This is a genomic window from Streptomyces sp. EDA2-14 (assembly GCF_054963755.1).
Genome location: NZ_JBUEGE010000004.1, coordinates 87,743 through 104,270, shown reverse-complemented (window position 1 = coordinate 104,270; position 16,528 = coordinate 87,743). Strand labels below are relative to the sequence as shown.

Genomic DNA, 16,528 nt, shown 5'->3' with positions numbered 1-16,528 from the left:
CCCCGTATCCAGCAGTGACAGTCGGCGCGGACGGCGTCGTGCTGTCCCACAGTGAGCAGGCCGGGGCGCTGCTGGCGCAGGTCGGTGTCGGTGTCGCGTTCAGCGAGGTCGCGCCCGCCTGGCTGGTCGAGGCACACATACGGCGCGCCGGAGGCACGGAAGAGGCGCTGCCGACCTGGGCGGGCGGGCGGATCGACGGCCACCACGTGAAGGCGCTCGCCGGGCCGGACGTGGACGGTGCGGTGACCTGGTGGCTGGTCAGTGACCGTGCTCTGGGCGGTGTGGAGCAGGAGTTGGTGCGCGAGCGGGCGAAAGCCCGTCTGTTGCAGGAGCTCTCTTCCGACCTGCTCGCCTCGTTGAACGTCGAGCGCTGTACGGCGGTGATCGTGGAGCGGGCGGCGCGGCATCTGGCGAACGCGGCCGTCGTCGTCGGGGCGGACGACGGATACGGCTTCCCCGTGACGCGGTGCACCGCCGGCGGGGCGGTGGCGCGGGAGCGGATCGCCCTGGACCCGGGGCAACTGCCGGGCCTGGCAGAGGCGTTGATGGGGCTTCCCGCGGTGTCCTCCCAGTGGATCGATCCCCACCAGGTGCCGTCCTGGGCCGTTCCCGAAGGTTTCGTGGACGACGCCGCCGACATCGGTTCCGTCGCCGTGGTGCCGCTGCCGGGGCACGGTGCGTCGACCGGCGGCCTCATCCTGCTCCGCCGTCGCCAGGAGGCGGTGTTCACTCCCTCCGAGGAGTCCTTTGCCCAGCTCTTCGCCGCACGCGCCGGCGCCGCGCTGTCCACGGCCCGCTGGTACGCCGGACAGGCCCACACCTCCGAAGTCCTGATGCGCGACCTGCTGCCGCCCGCACTCGACCGCGTGCACGGCATCTGCTTCTCGGGCCGCTACCGCGCTTCCGTGGCGGGCGAACGCGTCGGCGGCGACTTCTACGACCTGTTCCCCGCCGATTCGCCCGAGGCCGAGACCGTCGCGGTGCTGGGAGACGTGTGCGGCAAGGGGCTGGAGGCCGCGGTCACGGCGGGCCGGGTGCGTCACTCGCTACAGGCGCTGGTGCCGTTCGCAGCCGACCACACCCGCGTGCTCACCCTGCTCAACAAGGCACTCATGTCCGTGAACCGGACCCCGTTCGTGACACTGGTCCTGGCCAGCGCCGTCCGCCGGGGCGCGTCGGTACGGCTGCGCGTCTCGAGCGCGGGCCATCCCGCCCCGCTCGTCGTGCGCACCACCGGCAGTGTCGAGGAGACCGGGACCCACGGGACGTTGATCGGCGCGTTCGCCGATGTCGAGTTCACGACCGCCGAGGTCGCCCTGCGTCCGGGCGAGACCTGCCTGCTGTACTCCGACGGGATCACCGAGGCGCGCGGCGGGCCGACGGGCGACGCGATGTTCAGCGAGGACAGACTGCGCACCGTATTGAGCCGATGCGCCGGAATGCCGCCCGAGGTGGTCACCGAACGCGTGCAACTGGTCGTCTCCCAGTGGGTGGGAGAGCGCCGGCACGACGACATGGCCGTCCTGGCGATCGGCGCGCCCCGCGACAACCGTACGAAAACCGTGAACAAATCCCCCCGGGGAAGGTGAATCGCATGAACGACACCATGGGCACGAACTCCCTCGCCGAGCCACGTGAGCAACTGTGGCAGGCAGTCGGTGACGGTGACGAGACGAGCGCCCTCACACTGGTGCGTCGCGTGCTCGGCACGGCAGAGTCCGGGCGGACGTCCACCACGTCCACCACGTCCGCTTCGGCCGCCGCACAACTGCGTGCCACGGGTGAGCGGGTCCTGCTCGAACTGATCGCGCCGACCCAGGAGCGGATAGGCCGGGCCTGGGCGGCCAATGACATCACGGTGGCCCAGGAACACGCCGCGACGGCCATCGGCGAGCGATGCGTCTCGGTCGTCGCCGACGCCACCGCTCCCGCCCTCGCGGACGCGCCCAAGGGAAGGGTCCTGGTGGCGTGCGTCGACGGCGAGTGGCACGCCCTGCCCGCACGACTCGTCAGCGAGGTGCTGCGGCTGCGGGGCTGGCGCGTCGACTACCTCGGGGCGCACGTCCCCACCGAGCATCTGGTCGCGCACGTCCACCACACGCGCGCTCAGGCGGTGCTGCTGTCCTCGTCCATTCCGACGCTGCTGCCCGGCGCCCACAACGCGATCAAATCCTGCCTGGCCGTCGGCGTTCCGGTACTCACCGGCGGGCGGGCCTTCGGACCGCAGGGCCGCTACGCCCGGCTGATGCGGGCCGAGTGGGCCGAGGACGCGCCCGGCGCGGCCTCTCTGCTCGACCGGAACCCGGCACGGCCCGATGCGCACGCGGCCCGTCTGCCGTCGGCGGACCTGCCGCATCTGGGCGACCAGGAATACAGCATGGTCCACCGCACGAAACAGCAGTTGGTCAAGCAGGCCCTTTCCGATGTCGAGACGGGCTTTCCCGAGATGCGCCGGTACAGCGAGTACCAGCGGGATCGCACTGTCGAGGACATCGACTTCATCGTCAGCTACCTCGCCACCGCCCTCTACGTCGACGACGCCGACCTCTTCACCCGGTTCATCACGTGGACCGCGGACGTTCTGACCGCCCGTGACGTCCCGGCACGGTGCCTGCTCCCCGCTCTGGACTCGCTCCTCGGCCAGCTCAAGGACTTCCCGCGCACCAGCGCCATCCTCACCGCCGCCCGCAGCTAGGGCCCCGTCCTCCTCACCCTTCCGTGGCCCCGCGCTGCCGCACCACCGAGCCCTCCCGTCCCTTCACGACCTCCAACTGCGCGTGGACGCGGCGGCGCAGGTCGCCGACGTGGCTCACGATGCCGACGCTGCGGTCCCGCTCGCGCAGGGAGTCGAGGACGTCGAGGACCTCGTCGAGGGTCTGGTCGTCGAGGCTGCCGAAGCCCTCGTCGATGAAGAGGGTGTCGAGGCGGACGCCGCCCGCCTCGTCGGTGACGACGTCCGCGAGGCCGAGCGCCAGGGCCAGCGAGGCGAAGAACGTCTCGCCGCCGGAGAGCGTCGCCGTGTCGCGCTCGCGGCCCGTCCACGCGTCGACGACGTGCAGGCCGAGACCCGAACGGCCGCGCCCCGCGAGGGAGTCGGAGTGCACCAGCGTGTAGCGGCCCGACGACATGCGGCGCAGCCGTGCGGTCGCCGCCGCGGCCACCTGCTCCAGGCGGGCGGCCAGTACGTACGACTCCAGGCGCATCTTGCGCTCGTTGTCGGCGGCGGTGCCGGCCGCGAGGGAGGCGAGCCGGGCCACCCTGTCGTAGGTCTCGCGCAGCGGGCCGAGGCGGCGGGCCTCGGTGGCGGCGCGGCGCGACAGCCGGTCGAGTTCGGCGCACCGGCGCTGTGCCTCGTCGCGCGCGGAGCCGACGGTCCGCACGCGCGCGTCGGCGGCCTGCGCGGCGGCGCGGGCCGCGGCCACGTCGGCGGCCGGTCTGCGGGCGGCCTCGGCGGTGTCCTCCTCGGCGAGCACCGCGCGTACGGCCGCCTCCTCCGACTGCCGGGCGTCCAGGCGGTGCTGGAGCTCGCGGTACCGGGTGTCGTCGAGCAGCGCGGCCGCCGCGGCCTGCGGCGTGTCGAACCCGGCCCGGAACGCCGCGTCGGCGAGTCGCGCGTCCGCGTCCTTGAGGCGCCGTGCGGTGTCCTCGACGGCGCGGGCCGCGTCGGCCGCTTCGGTGAGCAGCGCCCCGTGCCGCTCCAGCTGCGTCGCGCGCACCTCGACGCTCTCGGCGCCGCCGCGCGCCTGTGCCAACTCGCCCTCAAGTCCCGTCTGTTCACGGTCGAGCGCCTCCCGCAGGGAGGTGCGGGCCGCTGTGCGCTGGGCGGCCTGCTGGCGGGCGGCGACCCGGCGGTCGTGCTCGCCCTCGGCGTGGGCGAGGGCCTCGCGGGCGGGGTGCGCGGTCGCGGCGAGGGCGTGCGCCTCGGCGTGTCGCTCCGCCAATTCGCTGACTGCATCGGCGAGTTGCGCGGCGGGCTGGTCACCGGCCGCCGCCTTCGCCGCCGCCCGCTCCTCCCGTACGTCGCCGAGGGCGCGCTCGGCCTCCGTGCGGCGCTCGTCGGCGGCGCGGTAGGCGGCGAGGGCGGCCTCTTCGGCGGCCCGGTCGACGTGTCCCTCGGACTTCCGCATGGGCGCGGGGTGTTCGGTGGCGCCGCACACGGTGCAGGGCGCGCCGTCGACGAGGGCCTCGGCGAGTTCGGCGGCGACGTCGCGCAGCCGCCGCTCCTTCAGGCCCAGCCAGTGCTCGTGCGCGGCCGCCGACTGCTCGCGGGCCCGCAGGGCGTCGGCCTCCGCGGCGTCCGCGCGCTCGGCGAGCCGGTCGCGGTCGACGGCGGCGCGGGCCTGCTTGCGGGCCGGTTCCAGTTGTCCCGCGAGGTGTTCGGCGCGGGTCGCGGCCTCCTGGGCCTCGTCGACCCTGGCCTGGAGGTCGGCGCGCCGGGCGTCCCAGCCGTCGAGCCAGCCCTCGGTGTCGGCGAGCAGGTCGGCGTCGGCACACTCCTCACGGTCGAGGTCGGCGCGCTCCCGCGTGAGGTCGGCGAGGCGCCGCTCGGCCCGGCGTGCCGCGTCGAGCCCACCGAGCTCCTGGGCGACACGCCGGGCGGCCTCGGCGAGCGCCTCCGGCGAGGCCGGGATGCCGGGATCGGGGTCGGGGTTGCCGTCGAGGTCGGGGGTGCCGTCGGGGGCGGCCCCGTAGGACCGGCCGACGTCCGAACCGTCGCGTGCCCCCGGCCACTCCCCCGCCAGCTCCTCCCTGGCCCGCCGGTCCTCCTCCAGTGCCGACCGGTGCGCCGTCTCCGACTCGTCCCGGAGGGCCAGCGCCGGCTCCACCGTCGCCGCCTTGCGGGCGCGGTCCATCCGGTCCTTGAGGGCGCGGTGGTCCTCGGCACGCTCCTCCAGTGCGGCCTCCCGCTCGCGGGCCTGCGCGAAGCGCAGTTGCAGGCGATGGGTCTCCGTCACGTCCGTGAGGTCGTGCTGCGCCGCGATCCGCGCGGACTCGGCCGCGTCCAGGGCGAGATGGGCGTGCGTGAAGTGTTCGCGCGCGGTCGAGCGGGCCGTGGCCGCCCAGGTCAGCACGGCGTCCGCGATACCGGGGTCACCGGGGGCCGCGTCGACCGGGTCCAGCTCCACGACATGGCCCGCCGCCTGCTGCATACGGTGCGCGTCGGCCAGCAACTCCGCGTCGCCCGCCGCCACTTGCTTCTGCGCCGCCTTGCGGTCCTCGGCGAGCCGCTGCTCCACGGCGGCGAACCGGTGCGTGTCGAAGAGGCGGCCGAGCAGCTTGCCGCGGGCCTCGGCGTCGGCGCGCAGGAAGCGCGCGAAGTCGCCCTGCGGAAGCAGCACGACCTGGCAGAACTGGTCCTTGCTCATGCCGAGCAGCTGCGTGATCTCCTCGCCGATCTCCTGGTGGGAGCGGCTGAGGTCCTTCCACTTCCCCGCCACGGCGTCGTACTCGCGCAGCCAGCTCTGCGCCTTCTCCGTGGTGAAGCCGGTGCCGCGCTTCTTGGGGCGCAGGTGCGGCGGCTGCCGGGTGATCTCCAGGCGGCGGCCCGCGACGGTCAGGTCGAGGGCGACCTCGGTGCGCACGCCCGCCTCGGCGTGGTCGCTGCGCAGGTTCTGCCCCTGGCCGCTGCCGCTCTGCCGGGCGCCGGGCACGGACCCGTACAGCGCGTAGCAGACCGCGTCGAGGACGGAGGTCTTGCCCGCGCCGGTCGGGCCGTGCAGGAGGAAGAGTCCGGCCGCCGACAAATCGTCGAAGTCGACCTTCTGGGTGGCACCGAAGGGGCCGAACGCCGTGATGGTGAGTGTGTGCAGCCTCAACGCGCCACCTCGCGCACCACGTCGTGCTCGCGTACGGCGTCGAACGCGGCGCGCAGTACAGCCCGCTCGCTCTCGTCGGGCCCCGCGCCCCGGACGTGTGTCACGAAGTCCTCCGCGATCTCGTGGTCGTCGCGCCCCTTGAGGCGCTCGGCGTAGCTGGCGTCCGGCTCGCCCTCGTCCGTGCGGCGCGGGTCGAAGAGGAGGCTGAGGGTGTGCGGGAAGCGGTCGGCGAGGCGGGCCATCGGGTCGTCGGGGCGGATCGCGTCCGTGAGCGTGGCCTCCACCCAGGACTCCTCGTGGCGGGCGAGGTCCGGGTCGGCGAGGAGGTCCTCCAGGTCGCCGCGGATGCGGGCCAGCGGGCGCGGCACCGGCCAGTCGATCCGCTCGGCGGTGACCGCGCCCTCGGCGTCGAGGTCGACCAGCCACATGCTCTTGCGGTGGTCGGCCTCCGAGAACGAGTACGGGAGCGGCGAGCCCGAGTAGCGGACCCGGTCGCTGATGGTCTGGCTGCCGTGCAGGTGGCCGAGGGCCACATAGTCCGCGCCGTCGAACACGCCGGACGGGACCGCCGAGACGCCGCCCACCGTGATGTCCCGCTCGCTGTCGCTGGGCGCGCCCCCGGTCACGAAGGCGTGCGCGAGGACGACGGACCGGGTGCCGGGCGCGCGCTCGGCGAGGTCCGCCCGCACCCGCTCCATGGCTGCGGCGAGCACCTGCTCGTGCCCGGCCTTCGCCACCCCGAACTCGTCCTTGACCAGGGCCGGTTCAAGGTAGGGAAGTCCGTAGAACGCGACGTCCCCGTGCGCGTCCGGCAGCACGATCGGCTCCCCGGCGCGGGCCGGTTCCGTCCGCAGATGGATGCCGGCGCGGCCGATGAGGCCCGCGCCGACGCCGAGGCGGCGGGCCGAGTCGTGGTTCCCGGAGATCATCACCGTGGGCACGCCGAGCTCGGCGAGGCGGTGCAGCGCGTCGTCGTACAGCTCCACGGCCGCGAGGGGCGGCACCGCGCGGTCGTAGACGTCGCCCGAGACGACCACCGCGTCGACGCTGCGCTCGCGGGCGGTGGCGACGAGGTGGGCGATGAAGTCGGCCTGGGCGGGGAGCATGTTCACGCGGTGGAACGAGCGGCCCAGGTGCCAGTCGGACGTGTGGAGCAGCCTCATGGTGCACGAGGCTAACGGGTGGGTCTGACATGGCGGGGGTTTACGTCTGGCGGGCCTGTTGCGGGAGGCGTTTCTCACGACTCGGGGCTCCGCCCCGGACCCCGCTGCTCAATCTCCCCCAGCTAACGCTGGGAGGTGCCCCCTGCAGGGGCTTGATTGTCGCAATCGCCGCCGAGGTCGCTCAGCCCCCAAATCGCCGCAAAAGGACGCACTCACCCGTACGCCTCCCCGCCCAGTTCGAAGTCCGCCGTGCCCGCGCTCACATCGGCCAGCCAGCCGCGGAAGCGGTCGACGTCTGCTTCGGGGAGGCCGATCTCGATGGTGACGGCCTCGGCGTAGCGCACGTCGCGAACCTCGCAGCCGGTGGACCGGAGGTCGTTCTCCATCTTGCCCGCGCGCGCGTGGTCGACCGTCACGGTGGCGAGGCGGAAGCGGCGGCGGGTCACCGTGCCGAGCGCGTCGAGGGCTTCGCCCACCGCGCCTCCGTAGGCGCGGATGAGGCCGCCGGCGCCGAGTTTCACGCCTCCGAAGTAGCGCGTCACGACGGCGACGACGTAGCGCATGTCGCGCCGGGTGAGCATCTGCAGCATGGGGACGCCCGCGGTGCCGCCCGGTTCGCCGTCGTCGCTCGCCTTCTGTACGGAGGCGTCGGCCCCGATGACGTAGGCGTAGCAGTTGTGGTTGGCCGTGGGGTGTTCCTTGCGGACGCGCGCGACGAAGGCCTGTGCCTCCTCCTCGGTCGCGGCGGGCGCGAGCGCGCACAGGAACCGGGAGCGGCTGATCTCTGTCTCGTGCACGCCCTCGCGGGCCACCGTGCGGTACTCGTCCTGCATCCGACCAGCGTATGCGGAGGCGACACAGGACTCGCCCCCGCCCGAGGCACAGGTGACGATGTGCTGGATACTCGCTCGTCGTCCCGGGCAGTCGCCCCCGAGTCGTCCGACAGGAAGCACCCTCACATGACCGGCACCCAGGCCGAGAGTCAGGCCACCCCCGCAGCCACCACGAGCCGCTGGCGCTCCTGGCTGCTGGAGGGGCTGAGCGAGCAGACGGCCCGCCATCAGGGGCCGCACGGACACGCCCCGGAGGAGCACAAGGGTCACAAGTGGTGGCGGGTGATGTGTCTGACGGGTGTGGACTACTTCTCCACGCTCGGCTACCAGCCCGGTATCGCGGCGCTCGCCGCCGGGCTGCTCTCGCCGCTCGCGACGCTCGTGCTGATCGCGCTCACCCTGCTCGGCGCCCTCCCGGTGTACCGGAGGGTCGCCAAGGAGTCGCCGCACGGCGAGGGGTCGATCGCGATGCTGGAGCGGCTTCTGCCCTGGTGGGCGGGGAAGCTGTTCGTCCTCGTGCTGCTCGGCTTCGCCGCCACCGACTTCATGATCACGATGACGTTGTCGGCGGCGGACGCGGCGGCGCACGTCGTCGAGAACCCGTTCGCGCCCAGCGGTCTGCACGGCGAGAACACGTGGATCACGCTGGCGCTGCTCGCGGCGCTCGGCGCGGTGTTCCTGAAGGGGTTCCGGGAGGCGATCCGGGTCGCGGTGGTGCTGGTGGGGGCGTATCTCGCCCTGAACGTCGTGGTGCTGCTCACGGCGGCCGTCCATGTGTTCACCGAGCCGGTCAAGATCGGCAACTGGTGGGACGCGATGACGGCGGAGCACTCCTCGCCGTTCATGATGATCGGCGTCGCGCTGCTGGTGTTCCCGAAGCTGGCGCTCGGCATGTCCGGCTTCGAGACCGGTGTGGCGGTGATGCCGCAGGTCCAGGGCGACTCCACGGACACGTACGCGCAGCCGAAGGGCCGCATCCGCGACACACGCAAGCTGCTCACGACCGCTGCGTTGATCATGAGCTGTTTCCTGCTCCTGTCGAGCCTCGCCACGACGATCCTCATCCCGCAGCACGAGTTCGAGTCGGGCGGTTCGGCGAACGGGCGCGCGCTCGCGTATCTCGCGCACGCGTACTTGGGCGAGGGCTTCGGCACGGTCTACGACGTCTCGACGATCTGCATCCTGTGGTTCGCGGGCGCCTCGGCGCTGGCGGGGCTGCTCAATCTGGTCCCGCGCTATCTGCCGCGCTACGGCATGGCCCCTGAGTGGACGCGCGCCGTGCGCCCGCTGGTCCTCGTCTTCATGGCGGCCGCCGTCTTCATCACGCTCTGGTTCAACGCGAACGTCGACGACCAGTCCGGCGCGTACGCGACCGGCGTACTGGTCCTCATGCTCTCCGCCTCCTTCGCCTCGACGGTCGCGGTGCACCGGCACGGCCACCGCAAGTCGACGATCGGCTTCGGCGCGATCACGGCGGTCTTCGCGTACACCCTCGTCACGAACGTCGTGGAGCGCCCCGACGGCATCAAGATCGCTCTGATCTTCATCGCGGCGATCCTCGTCTCGTCCTTCGCCTCCCGCGTCCACCGCGCGTTCGAGTTGCGCGCGGGCGCGGTCACGTACGACGAGACGGCGCTGCGGCTCGTCGAAGAGGCGGCGGCGCAGGGGCCGCTGCGGATCATCGCGAACGAGCCGCAGGAGCACACCACCGCGGAGTACCGCGACAAGGAGCACTGCCAGCGCGAGGACACGCCCATGCCGGAGGACGGCCGGGTGCTGTTCCTGGAGGTCTTCATCCAGGACTCCTCCGACTTCACCGAGGACCTGCTCGTCCACGGCGACGAGAAGCACGGGGTGCGGCGGCTGCGGGTGCACGGCCCCGGCGTCCCCAACACGGCCGCCGCCGTCCTCATGGACCTGCGCGACCGCACCGGCAGCGTCCCGCACGCCTACTTCAACTGGACCGAGGGCCACCCCGTCGGCCATCTGCTGCGCTTCCTGGTGTTCGGCGACGGCGAGGTCGCCCCGGTCACCCGCGAGGTGCTGCGCCGCGCGGAACCGGACCCGCAGCGCCGCCCGCGCGTGCACGTGGGCTGAGCCCGCCGGAATCCCCGCGCCGCCCGGGAAGTTGTCCCGTACGAGGAAGAGAAGCACGCTCCAAGGAGGTCCCATGTACGGCGATCACGACACGGTCCGCAAGATCCTCACCGAGTCCGGGGACACCTGGGCGGTGGTCGGCCTCTCCTCCAACAAGGCCCGCGCCGCCTACGGGGTCGCCGACGTCCTGCAGCGGTTCGGCAAGCGGATCGTGCCGGTGCACCCGAAGGCGGAGACCGTGCACGGCGAGCAGGGCTACGCCTCGCTCGCCGACATCCCGTTCCCCGTGGACGTGGTCGACGTCTTCGTGAACAGCGACCTCGCGGGCCCGGTCGCCGACGAGGCCGCCGCGATCGGCGCCAAGGCCGTCTGGTTCCAGCTCGGCGTCGTCGACGAGGCCGCCTACGAGCGCACCCGCGCCGCGGGACTCGACATGGTCATGGACAAATGCCCCGCCATCGAGATCCCGCGGCTCGGCTGACCCACCCCGCAAGACCCCTTACGCCGCCGCGATCGCGCCGTCGGTCGAGGCGCCGGAGGCGATGCCGTACTCGGGCTCCGGCACGGACTCCGGGGACAGCAGCGTCGAACGGTGGCCGTCCGTGCCGACCGGGACGTCGCCGTCGACGGTGACGCGGCGCAGGGTGCGCGTGTGGGCGTCGGAGTCGTCGACGCCGTAGTGCTGGGTGGCCCGGTTGTCCCAGATGGCGACGTCGCCGACGCTCCACTGCCAGCGGACCGTGTTCTCCGGCCGCTCGACGTGCGACTGCAGGACGCCGATGAGGGCGCGCGAGTCGCGGGCGTTGAAACCGGTGAGCTTCTGCAGGAAGTTGCCGAGGATCAGCGTGCGCTCGCCGGTCTCCGGGTGCACGCGCACCACGGGGTGCTCGGTCTGGAACGTGGTGGACGTGAACACCTTGCGGTGCTGTTCGAGCGCCTTGGAGGGGGCCTCGGGGCGGGCGGCCGCGTAGTCGTAGTCGTTGGTGTGCACACCGCGCAGGCTGTCGGCCAGCACCCGCAGGGGTTCCGGGAGTTCGGCGTAGGCGGCGGCCGTGTTGGACCACAGGGTGTTGCCGCCGTACGGCGGGACGACCTCGGCGCGCAGGATGGAGAAGGCGGGGTACGCCGGCACGAACGTGACGTCGGTGTGCCACTGGTTGGCGCGACCGCCGTGCTGGTTGTCGATGCCGAGGGCGTAGCGGCCGTCGACGGACGGGACGGTCGGGTGGGCGACCGGGGTGCCGAGGAGTCGGGCGAAGGCCTCGTGGCTCTCCGCGTCGAGGTGCTGCTGGCCGCGGAAGAAGACGACCTTGTGCTCCAGGATGGCGGCGCGGACCGCGGCCACGGTGGCCTCGTCCAGGTCTCCGCCGAGGCGGACCCCGGAGATCACGGCGCCGAGCCTGCCGCCGACCTTCTCGACGGTGACGGCGGTCGCGGCGGGTGCGGCAGGTGCGGTGGACGTCATGGAGGGACCCCTTCGACTGGGTGATGGGCGGTTTCCCCCTCCGCCGGAGCGGCGTGCCGTGGCGCGGGGCACGCGTACCGGGGGCGGGGAAAAAGGGAGATGCGGGTCGCGATCGTCAGCGGCACGGACACGCGGACGGGGCCGGGAGCGGGAGCTCCAGGTCGACGTGGAGCCGCGTCGCTTGCTGCGTCGTCGTCGCGGTCATGAACAGGAGCTTGGCCAGCGGCCCGGGCGCCGGTCAAGGCTCCGTCGGCGCGCTTCACGACCCTGCAATGCGTGCGACATCTGTTCCCGCATGCCGGACCGGCCGCCCCTCTCGTCACGGCCGCTCCCCCGGCACCGAATCCGCTGTTCAGGGGCGTGCCCCAAGGTTGCTCAGTCGTCCAGCTCCTTCAGGCGGTCCTTCAGGGCCTCGGCGATCCGGTCCGCGTGCTCCTCCCTGAGCAGTTCGGGGTGGGTGCACGGGAGATCGTGGTTGGTGATGTCTCCCGTGATGTGCGGGCGCCAGGCCTCGCGGGTCAGCCAGTCCTCGGGGCGCGGGGCCGCCGCGGTGAAGAAGAGGACGTCGCCCTCGTAGCGGCGGTGTTCGTGGGCGCGCATCATGCGGGCGTGGTTGGGGACGATGTCGACGATCCGCGAGAGCGTGCTGTCCTTCAGGCCGGCGAGCGGACTGCCCGCCTTGCGGAGGGTGGCCAGGACGTCCTCGCGGGTGGCTTCGTCGGTGCGCTCGAAGCCGGCCATGCGCAGGACGGCGGTGAGCGCGTCGCCCTCTTCCGGGGCGGGCCGCTCGCGCCACTGTTCGGCGGGGAACGCGTCGAGCAGCGCCAGGAGTTCGACCTCTTCCCCGGCCTCCTGGAGCAGTACGGCGACGGTGTGCGCGAGGATGCCGCCGACGGACCAGCCGATGAGCCGGTAGGGGCCGTGCGGGCGGATCCGGCGGATCTCGTCGACGTAGTCCGCCGCCTGCTCCCACAGGGTGCCGGGCAGCGGGTCCTGCGTGGTGAGGCCGCGTGCCTGGAGGCCGTGGACCGGCTGGTCGGGGCCGAGGCGGGCGGTGAGTCCCGCGTAGCACCAGGAGATGCCCCCCGCGGGGTGGATCGCGAAGAGCGGCGGGCGCGTGCCCCGGCCGCGCAGCGGCAGCACGACGCCGAGGGCGTCGGCGGAGACCGGTGACGCGTCGTCGATGCGGGCAGCGAGGGCGGCCGGGGTCGGGGACGCGAACAGGGAGCCGATGGTCAGCTCCGCGCCGAGTTCCTCGCGGACCCGGTTGACCAGGCGCACCGCGAGCAGCGAGGTGCCGCCCAGGTCGAAGAACGCGTCGTCCGGGCCGGTGCCTTCGGCGTCGAGCACTTCGGCGAAGAGGCGGGTGAGCGTCTCCTCGCGCGGGGTGGCCGGGCGGCGGCCCGCCGTGCCGCCCGCGAACACGGGCGCGGGCAGTGCGCGGCGGTCCAGCTTGCCGTTCGGGCTGAGCGGGAACGCGTCGAGCGGCACGATCGCGGAGGGCACCATGTGCTCGGGCAGGGTGCGGGCGAGCGCGGTGCGGACGGCGGCCGGGTCGACGTCGGTCCCTGTCACGTAGCCGACGAGGCGGTCGTCGAGGACGAGCGCGCAGGCCCCGTCGATGCCCTCCAGGGCCGCCAGTTCGGCCTCGATCTCGCCGAGTTCGATGCGCTGGCCGCGCAGTTTGACCTGGTGGTCGGTGCGGCCGAGGTATTCGACCTCGCCGCGGTCGGTCCAGCGTGCGAGGTCGCCGGTGCGGTACATGCGGCCGCCCTCGTAGGCGGTGAACGGGTCGGGGACGAAGCGTTCAGCGGTCAACTCGGGGCGGTTGAGGTAGCCGTCGGCCAACTGGCGTCCCGCGAGGTGGAGTTCGCCGGTCACGCCGGGCGGGCAGGGCTGTCCGGCCGGGTCGAGGACGTACAGGCGGGTGTTCCACACCGGGCGGCCGATGGGCACGGGGCCCGAGCCGTTCGGTTCGCAGGCGTGGTACGTGACGTCGACGGCGGCCTCCGTCGGGCCGTACAGGTTGTGCAGCGCGACGCCGGGGAGGGTGCGCGCGAACGTGTTCGCCGTCTCGCGCGGCAGGGCCTCGCCGCTGCAGAAGACGCGGCGCAGCGCGCCCGCGCACCTGGCGGCGCCGCTCTCCGCGAGGAACACCTGGAGCATCGACGGCACGAAGTGGCAGGTGGTGACGGCCTGTTCGCGGATCAGCCGGGCCAGATACGCCGGGTCCTTGTGGCCGCCGGGCTCGGCGACGACGAGCGTCGCGCCCTCGCGCAGCGGCCAGAAGAACTCCCACACCGACACGTCGAACGACGACGGGGTCTTCTGGAGGACGACGTCCGCCGCCCCGATGCCGTACTCGCTCTGCATCCAGCGCAGCCGGTTGTCGATCGCCGAGTGCGGAACGACGACGCCCTTGGGCCGGCCGGTCGATCCGGACGTGTAGATGACGTACGCGGGGTGTGCGGGGGTGAGCGCGCGGCCCGGGTCGACCGTCGCGTACAGGGAGAGGTCGAGGCCGTCGAGGACGACCAGCGGGGTGCCCGCGCCGGCCGGGAGGCGGTCGGCGACGTCGGTGACGGCACACACGGGGTCGGCGTCCTGGAGCATGTACGTGAGGCGCTGCTCGGGGTAGTCCGGGTCGAGCGGCAGATACGCCGCGCCGGACTTGAGGACGGCGAGCAGCGTCACGATCAGCTCGGCCGAGCGCGGCACGGAGACCGCGACGAGGCGGCCGGGGGCGGCGCCCAGCGCTTGCAGGTGGCGCGCCAACCGGTTCGCGCGTGCGTTCAGTTGCGCGTACGTGAGCACCGTGCCGTCGTACACGAGCGCGGTCGCGTCGGGGGTGCGGGCGGCCTGCGCCTCGATGGGGCCGACGAGGGTGGTGGGCGGCAGGGCCCGTTCGGTGCGGTTGAACTCGTCGAGCACGAGGGCGAGTTCGGCGGGGGTGGCGATCGTGTGGGTGGCGAGCGGGGCCTGCGGGTCGATGTCGGCGAGACGACCGAGGAGGTCGAGGAAGCGGGCCTGGTGCGCGGCGAGGTCCGTGTCCTCGTAGAGCGCAGGGTTGCCGTCGTGGTCGATGCGCAGGCCGCGGCCGTCGGCCCGGTCGTAGATGTTGACCGTGAGGTCGTCCACGGGGCCCGCCGACAGGTTGTGGGCGCGGGCCGGGGCGCCCGCGAACTCGGTGCCGTAGTCGAACGGCATGACGTTCACGAGCGGTCCGACCAGGCCGCGGCTCTCGCCGAGCAGTCCGAGGTCGCGGCGGATGTCCTCGTAGCGGTAGCGCTGGTGGCGGCGGACCGCCCGCACGCCGAGGACCACCTGGCGGACGAGTTGGGCGAAGGTGGCGTCCGGGGTGACGGTGAGCCGCAGGGGCAGCACGTTCATCACCATGCCGGGTACGCGCAGCGCGACCGAGCCCATGCGGCCCATCATCGGCAGGCCGAGGACGACGTCCTCGCGGCCGGTGGCGCGGGCGGTGTAGAGGGCCTGCGCGGCGATGAGGACGTCGGGCCAGGTGGCGCGGGTGCGGGCGGCGAGTTCCTTGAGGCGCTCGGTGGTGCCGGACTCGATGCGTGTCGTGCGGCGGCGGAAGGAGCGGGACGGCAGGGCGCCGCGCCCGGCGAGCCGCGGCGCCTCGGGGCGGTCGGCGAACGCCTCGCCCCAGTGCGCCCGGTCGGCGGCGAAGGCCTCGGAGGACCGGTACTCGGCGTCGACGGCCAGCAGGTCGGCGAGCGACGCGAAGGGCCGGGGCGACGGTTCCTCGCCGTGCACGAGGGCCGTGTAGATCTCGGCGGTCCTGCGGACGAGCAGCGAGTACCCGAAGCCGTCGATGACGAGGTGGTGGATGCGCTGGTACCAGAGCCAGCGCCGCTCCCCCACGCGGAACAGGGCGTGCCCGAAGAGCGGTCCGGCGGACAGGTCGCAGGGCTCGGCGATGTCGGCGCGCATCCAGTCGACGGCCTCGTCCTCGGTGAGGTCCTCGCGCACGGTGAGCGGCAGCTCGACGCTGCCGCGGACCCGTTGCCGCGGCCCGTCGGGGGTGTCCTCGACGCGGACGCGCAGCGCGTCGGCCTCGGTGACGACGCGGCGCAGCGCGTCGGCGAAGAGCGCGGGGTCGAGCTCGCCGTCGATCTCCAGGTACTCGGCGGTGTTCTGGGCGGGGCTGAGCGGGTCGAGGGCCTGCGCGAACCACATGCCGGACTGGGCGGAGGTGAGCGGCAGGACGAGGTCGCCGACGGCGGTGGTCTCGCTGACGGTCGCGGTCATGAGGCGGCCACCCCCAGGATCTTCGCCCAGGCCTCGACGGCCGGCTGCTCGGCGAGGTCGACGAACGAGGCCTCGACGCCGTGGTCCCTGCGCCAGCGCTCAAGGAGGGTCATGACGCGTACGGAGTCGAGACCGTAGTCGACGAGGTTCTCGTCGAGCGGGATCTCGGCGGGATCGTCCTCGCCGAGGCAGTCGGCGACGTCCTCGCGGATTCTCTGGACGGTGAGCGTGGTCATGCGGCCCGTACCTCCTCGATGAGCTGGTCGGTGGTGGTGACGACGGCGCAGCGGCCCGCGGACCAGCGCAGCGCCATGTCGTGGTCCTCGCGGGTGAAGTCGGCGACGGCGTCGGCGACGACGAAGGCCTGGATGTCCCGCATCCACGCGTCGGCGGCGCTGATCATGACGCCGATGTGCGCGTACACGCCGACGATCACCAGCTGGTCGCGGCCCGACTCCCGCATCAGGGATTCGAGTTCGGTGCGGACGAACGCGCTGTACTTCCACTTGGTGAGGACGGTGTCGCCGTCCTCGGGCGCCACCGCGTCGGGCATGGCGAGGACGGCGGGGTCGTCGGCGGCGCCGGGGCCCCAGAAGTCGAGCTGGAGGCCGCGCTCCTCGGGGGTCTGGCCGCCGCGCTGCGCGGAGTAGAAGACGGGGATGCCGAGTCCGCGGCTCTCCTTGAGCAGCCGCGCGGTGTTGTCGAGCATTCCGGTCAACGGCTGTTCGGCTTGCGGGTACTTGGCGAGGAAGTGGTGCTGGAGGTCGTGCACGAGCAGCACGGCGCGGGCCGGGTCGACGGTCCAGGGGACGCGGTTGGCGGGGAGTTCCGCGGGGGTGGGGAGCGGATAGGCGGCGATGGCGGGCAGGGCCATGGTGGGGG

11 protein-coding genes are annotated in these 16,528 nt (G+C 73.1%); 4 read left to right on the top strand and 7 right to left on the bottom strand.

Annotation, left to right across the window (positions count from 1 at the left end; all coding sequences use genetic code 11):
* Positions 1–38: 38 nt before the first annotated feature.
* Both ACY34M_RS13355 and ACY34M_RS13350 read left to right on the top strand, forming a co-directional pair.
* On the top strand, positions 39–1,589 hold the full coding sequence (locus ACY34M_RS13355; protein WP_462724115.1) for a PP2C family protein-serine/threonine phosphatase: 1,551 nt from the start codon (positions 39–41) through the stop codon (positions 1,587–1,589).
* A gap of 5 nt (positions 1,590–1,594) precedes the next feature.
* Positions 1,595–2,695, top strand: a complete 1,101-nt coding sequence (locus ACY34M_RS13350) for a cobalamin B12-binding domain-containing protein (protein ID WP_462717819.1) — start codon at positions 1,595–1,597, stop codon at positions 2,693–2,695.
* A 13-nt stretch (positions 2,696–2,708) separates the two neighbouring features.
* On the opposite strand, the gene ACY34M_RS13345 is transcribed toward ACY34M_RS13350, so the two are convergent.
* The 3 genes from ACY34M_RS13345 to ACY34M_RS13335 all read right to left on the bottom strand — a co-directional run bounded on the left by ACY34M_RS13345 (position 2,709) and on the right by ACY34M_RS13335 (position 7,812).
* On the bottom strand, positions 2,709–5,816 hold the full coding sequence (locus ACY34M_RS13345; protein ID WP_462717818.1) for an AAA family ATPase: 3,108 nt from the start codon (positions 5,814–5,816) through the stop codon (positions 2,709–2,711).
* Entirely contained in the window at positions 5,813–6,979 is a 1,167-nt protein-coding gene (locus ACY34M_RS13340) for an exonuclease SbcCD subunit D (protein ID WP_462717817.1), read from the bottom strand. The genes ACY34M_RS13345 and ACY34M_RS13340 overlap by 4 nt, the downstream gene beginning before the upstream one ends.
* Before the next feature lie 212 nt (positions 6,980–7,191).
* Positions 7,192–7,812, bottom strand: coding sequence for a YigZ family protein (locus tag ACY34M_RS13335; protein ID WP_462717816.1), 621 nt, complete (start codon positions 7,810–7,812; stop codon positions 7,192–7,194).
* A 126-nt stretch (positions 7,813–7,938) separates the two neighbouring features.
* Here ACY34M_RS13335 and ACY34M_RS13330 point away from each other — a divergent pair, with 126 nt between their 5' ends.
* Positions 7,939–9,909 carry an APC family permease gene (locus ACY34M_RS13330; protein ID WP_462717815.1) on the top strand — a complete coding sequence of 657 codons (1,971 nt, stop codon included), beginning with the start codon at positions 7,939–7,941 and terminating at the stop codon, positions 9,907–9,909.
* 73 nt (positions 9,910–9,982) lie between these two features.
* Positions 9,983–10,390, top strand: a complete 408-nt coding sequence (locus ACY34M_RS13325) for a CoA-binding protein (RefSeq protein WP_462717814.1) — start codon at positions 9,983–9,985, stop codon at positions 10,388–10,390.
* An 18-nt stretch (positions 10,391–10,408) separates the two neighbouring features.
* Here ACY34M_RS13325 and ACY34M_RS13320 read toward each other — a convergent pair whose 3' ends face one another.
* The 4 genes from ACY34M_RS13320 to ACY34M_RS13305 form a co-directional block, all read right to left on the bottom strand.
* Positions 10,409–11,374, bottom strand: a complete 966-nt coding sequence (locus ACY34M_RS13320) for a TauD/TfdA dioxygenase family protein (protein WP_462717813.1) — start codon at positions 11,372–11,374, stop codon at positions 10,409–10,411.
* Between the two features lie 375 nt (positions 11,375–11,749).
* Entirely contained in the window at positions 11,750–15,646 is a 3,897-nt protein-coding gene (locus ACY34M_RS13315) for an amino acid adenylation domain-containing protein (protein ID WP_462717812.1), read from the bottom strand.
* The gene (locus ACY34M_RS13310) at positions 15,643–15,882 is read right to left on the bottom strand and encodes a phosphopantetheine-binding protein (protein WP_462717811.1); all 240 of its coding nucleotides are present in this window, start codon (positions 15,880–15,882) and stop codon (positions 15,643–15,645) included. Before ACY34M_RS13310 ends, ACY34M_RS13315 begins: the two co-directional genes overlap by 4 nt.
* Positions 15,879–16,520 (bottom strand): isochorismatase family protein, encoded by a 642-nt coding sequence (locus ACY34M_RS13305; RefSeq protein ID WP_462717810.1) that lies wholly within the window; start codon positions 16,518–16,520, stop codon positions 15,879–15,881. Before ACY34M_RS13305 ends, ACY34M_RS13310 begins: the two co-directional genes overlap by 4 nt.
* Between the last annotated feature and the right edge of the window lie 8 nt (positions 16,521–16,528).

What these genes read in the sequence shown, in the direction of transcription:
- ACY34M_RS13335 (WP_462717816.1), bottom strand. Translation starts at nt 7,812, where the DNA reads ATGCAGGACGAGTACCGCACGGTGGCCCGCGAGGGCGTGCACGAGACA.
- ACY34M_RS13340 (WP_462717817.1), bottom strand. Translation starts at nt 6,979, where the DNA reads ATGAGGCTGCTCCACACGTCCGACTGGCACCTGGGCCGCTCGTTCCAC.
- ACY34M_RS13315 (WP_462717812.1), bottom strand. Translation starts at nt 15,646, where the DNA reads ATGACCGCGACCGTCAGCGAGACCACCGCCGTCGGCGACCTCGTCCTG.
- ACY34M_RS13350 (WP_462717819.1), top strand. Translation starts at nt 1,595, where the DNA reads ATGAACGACACCATGGGCACGAACTCCCTCGCCGAGCCACGTGAGCAA.
- ACY34M_RS13330 (WP_462717815.1), top strand. Translation starts at nt 7,939, where the DNA reads ATGACCGGCACCCAGGCCGAGAGTCAGGCCACCCCCGCAGCCACCACG.
- ACY34M_RS13320 (WP_462717813.1), bottom strand. Translation starts at nt 11,374, where the DNA reads ATGACGTCCACCGCACCTGCCGCACCCGCCGCGACCGCCGTCACCGTC.
- ACY34M_RS13310 (WP_462717811.1), bottom strand. Translation starts at nt 15,882, where the DNA reads ATGACCACGCTCACCGTCCAGAGAATCCGCGAGGACGTCGCCGACTGC.
- ACY34M_RS13305 (WP_462717810.1), bottom strand. Translation starts at nt 16,520, where the DNA reads ATGGCCCTGCCCGCCATCGCCGCCTATCCGCTCCCCACCCCCGCGGAA.
- ACY34M_RS13325 (WP_462717814.1), top strand. Translation starts at nt 9,983, where the DNA reads ATGTACGGCGATCACGACACGGTCCGCAAGATCCTCACCGAGTCCGGG.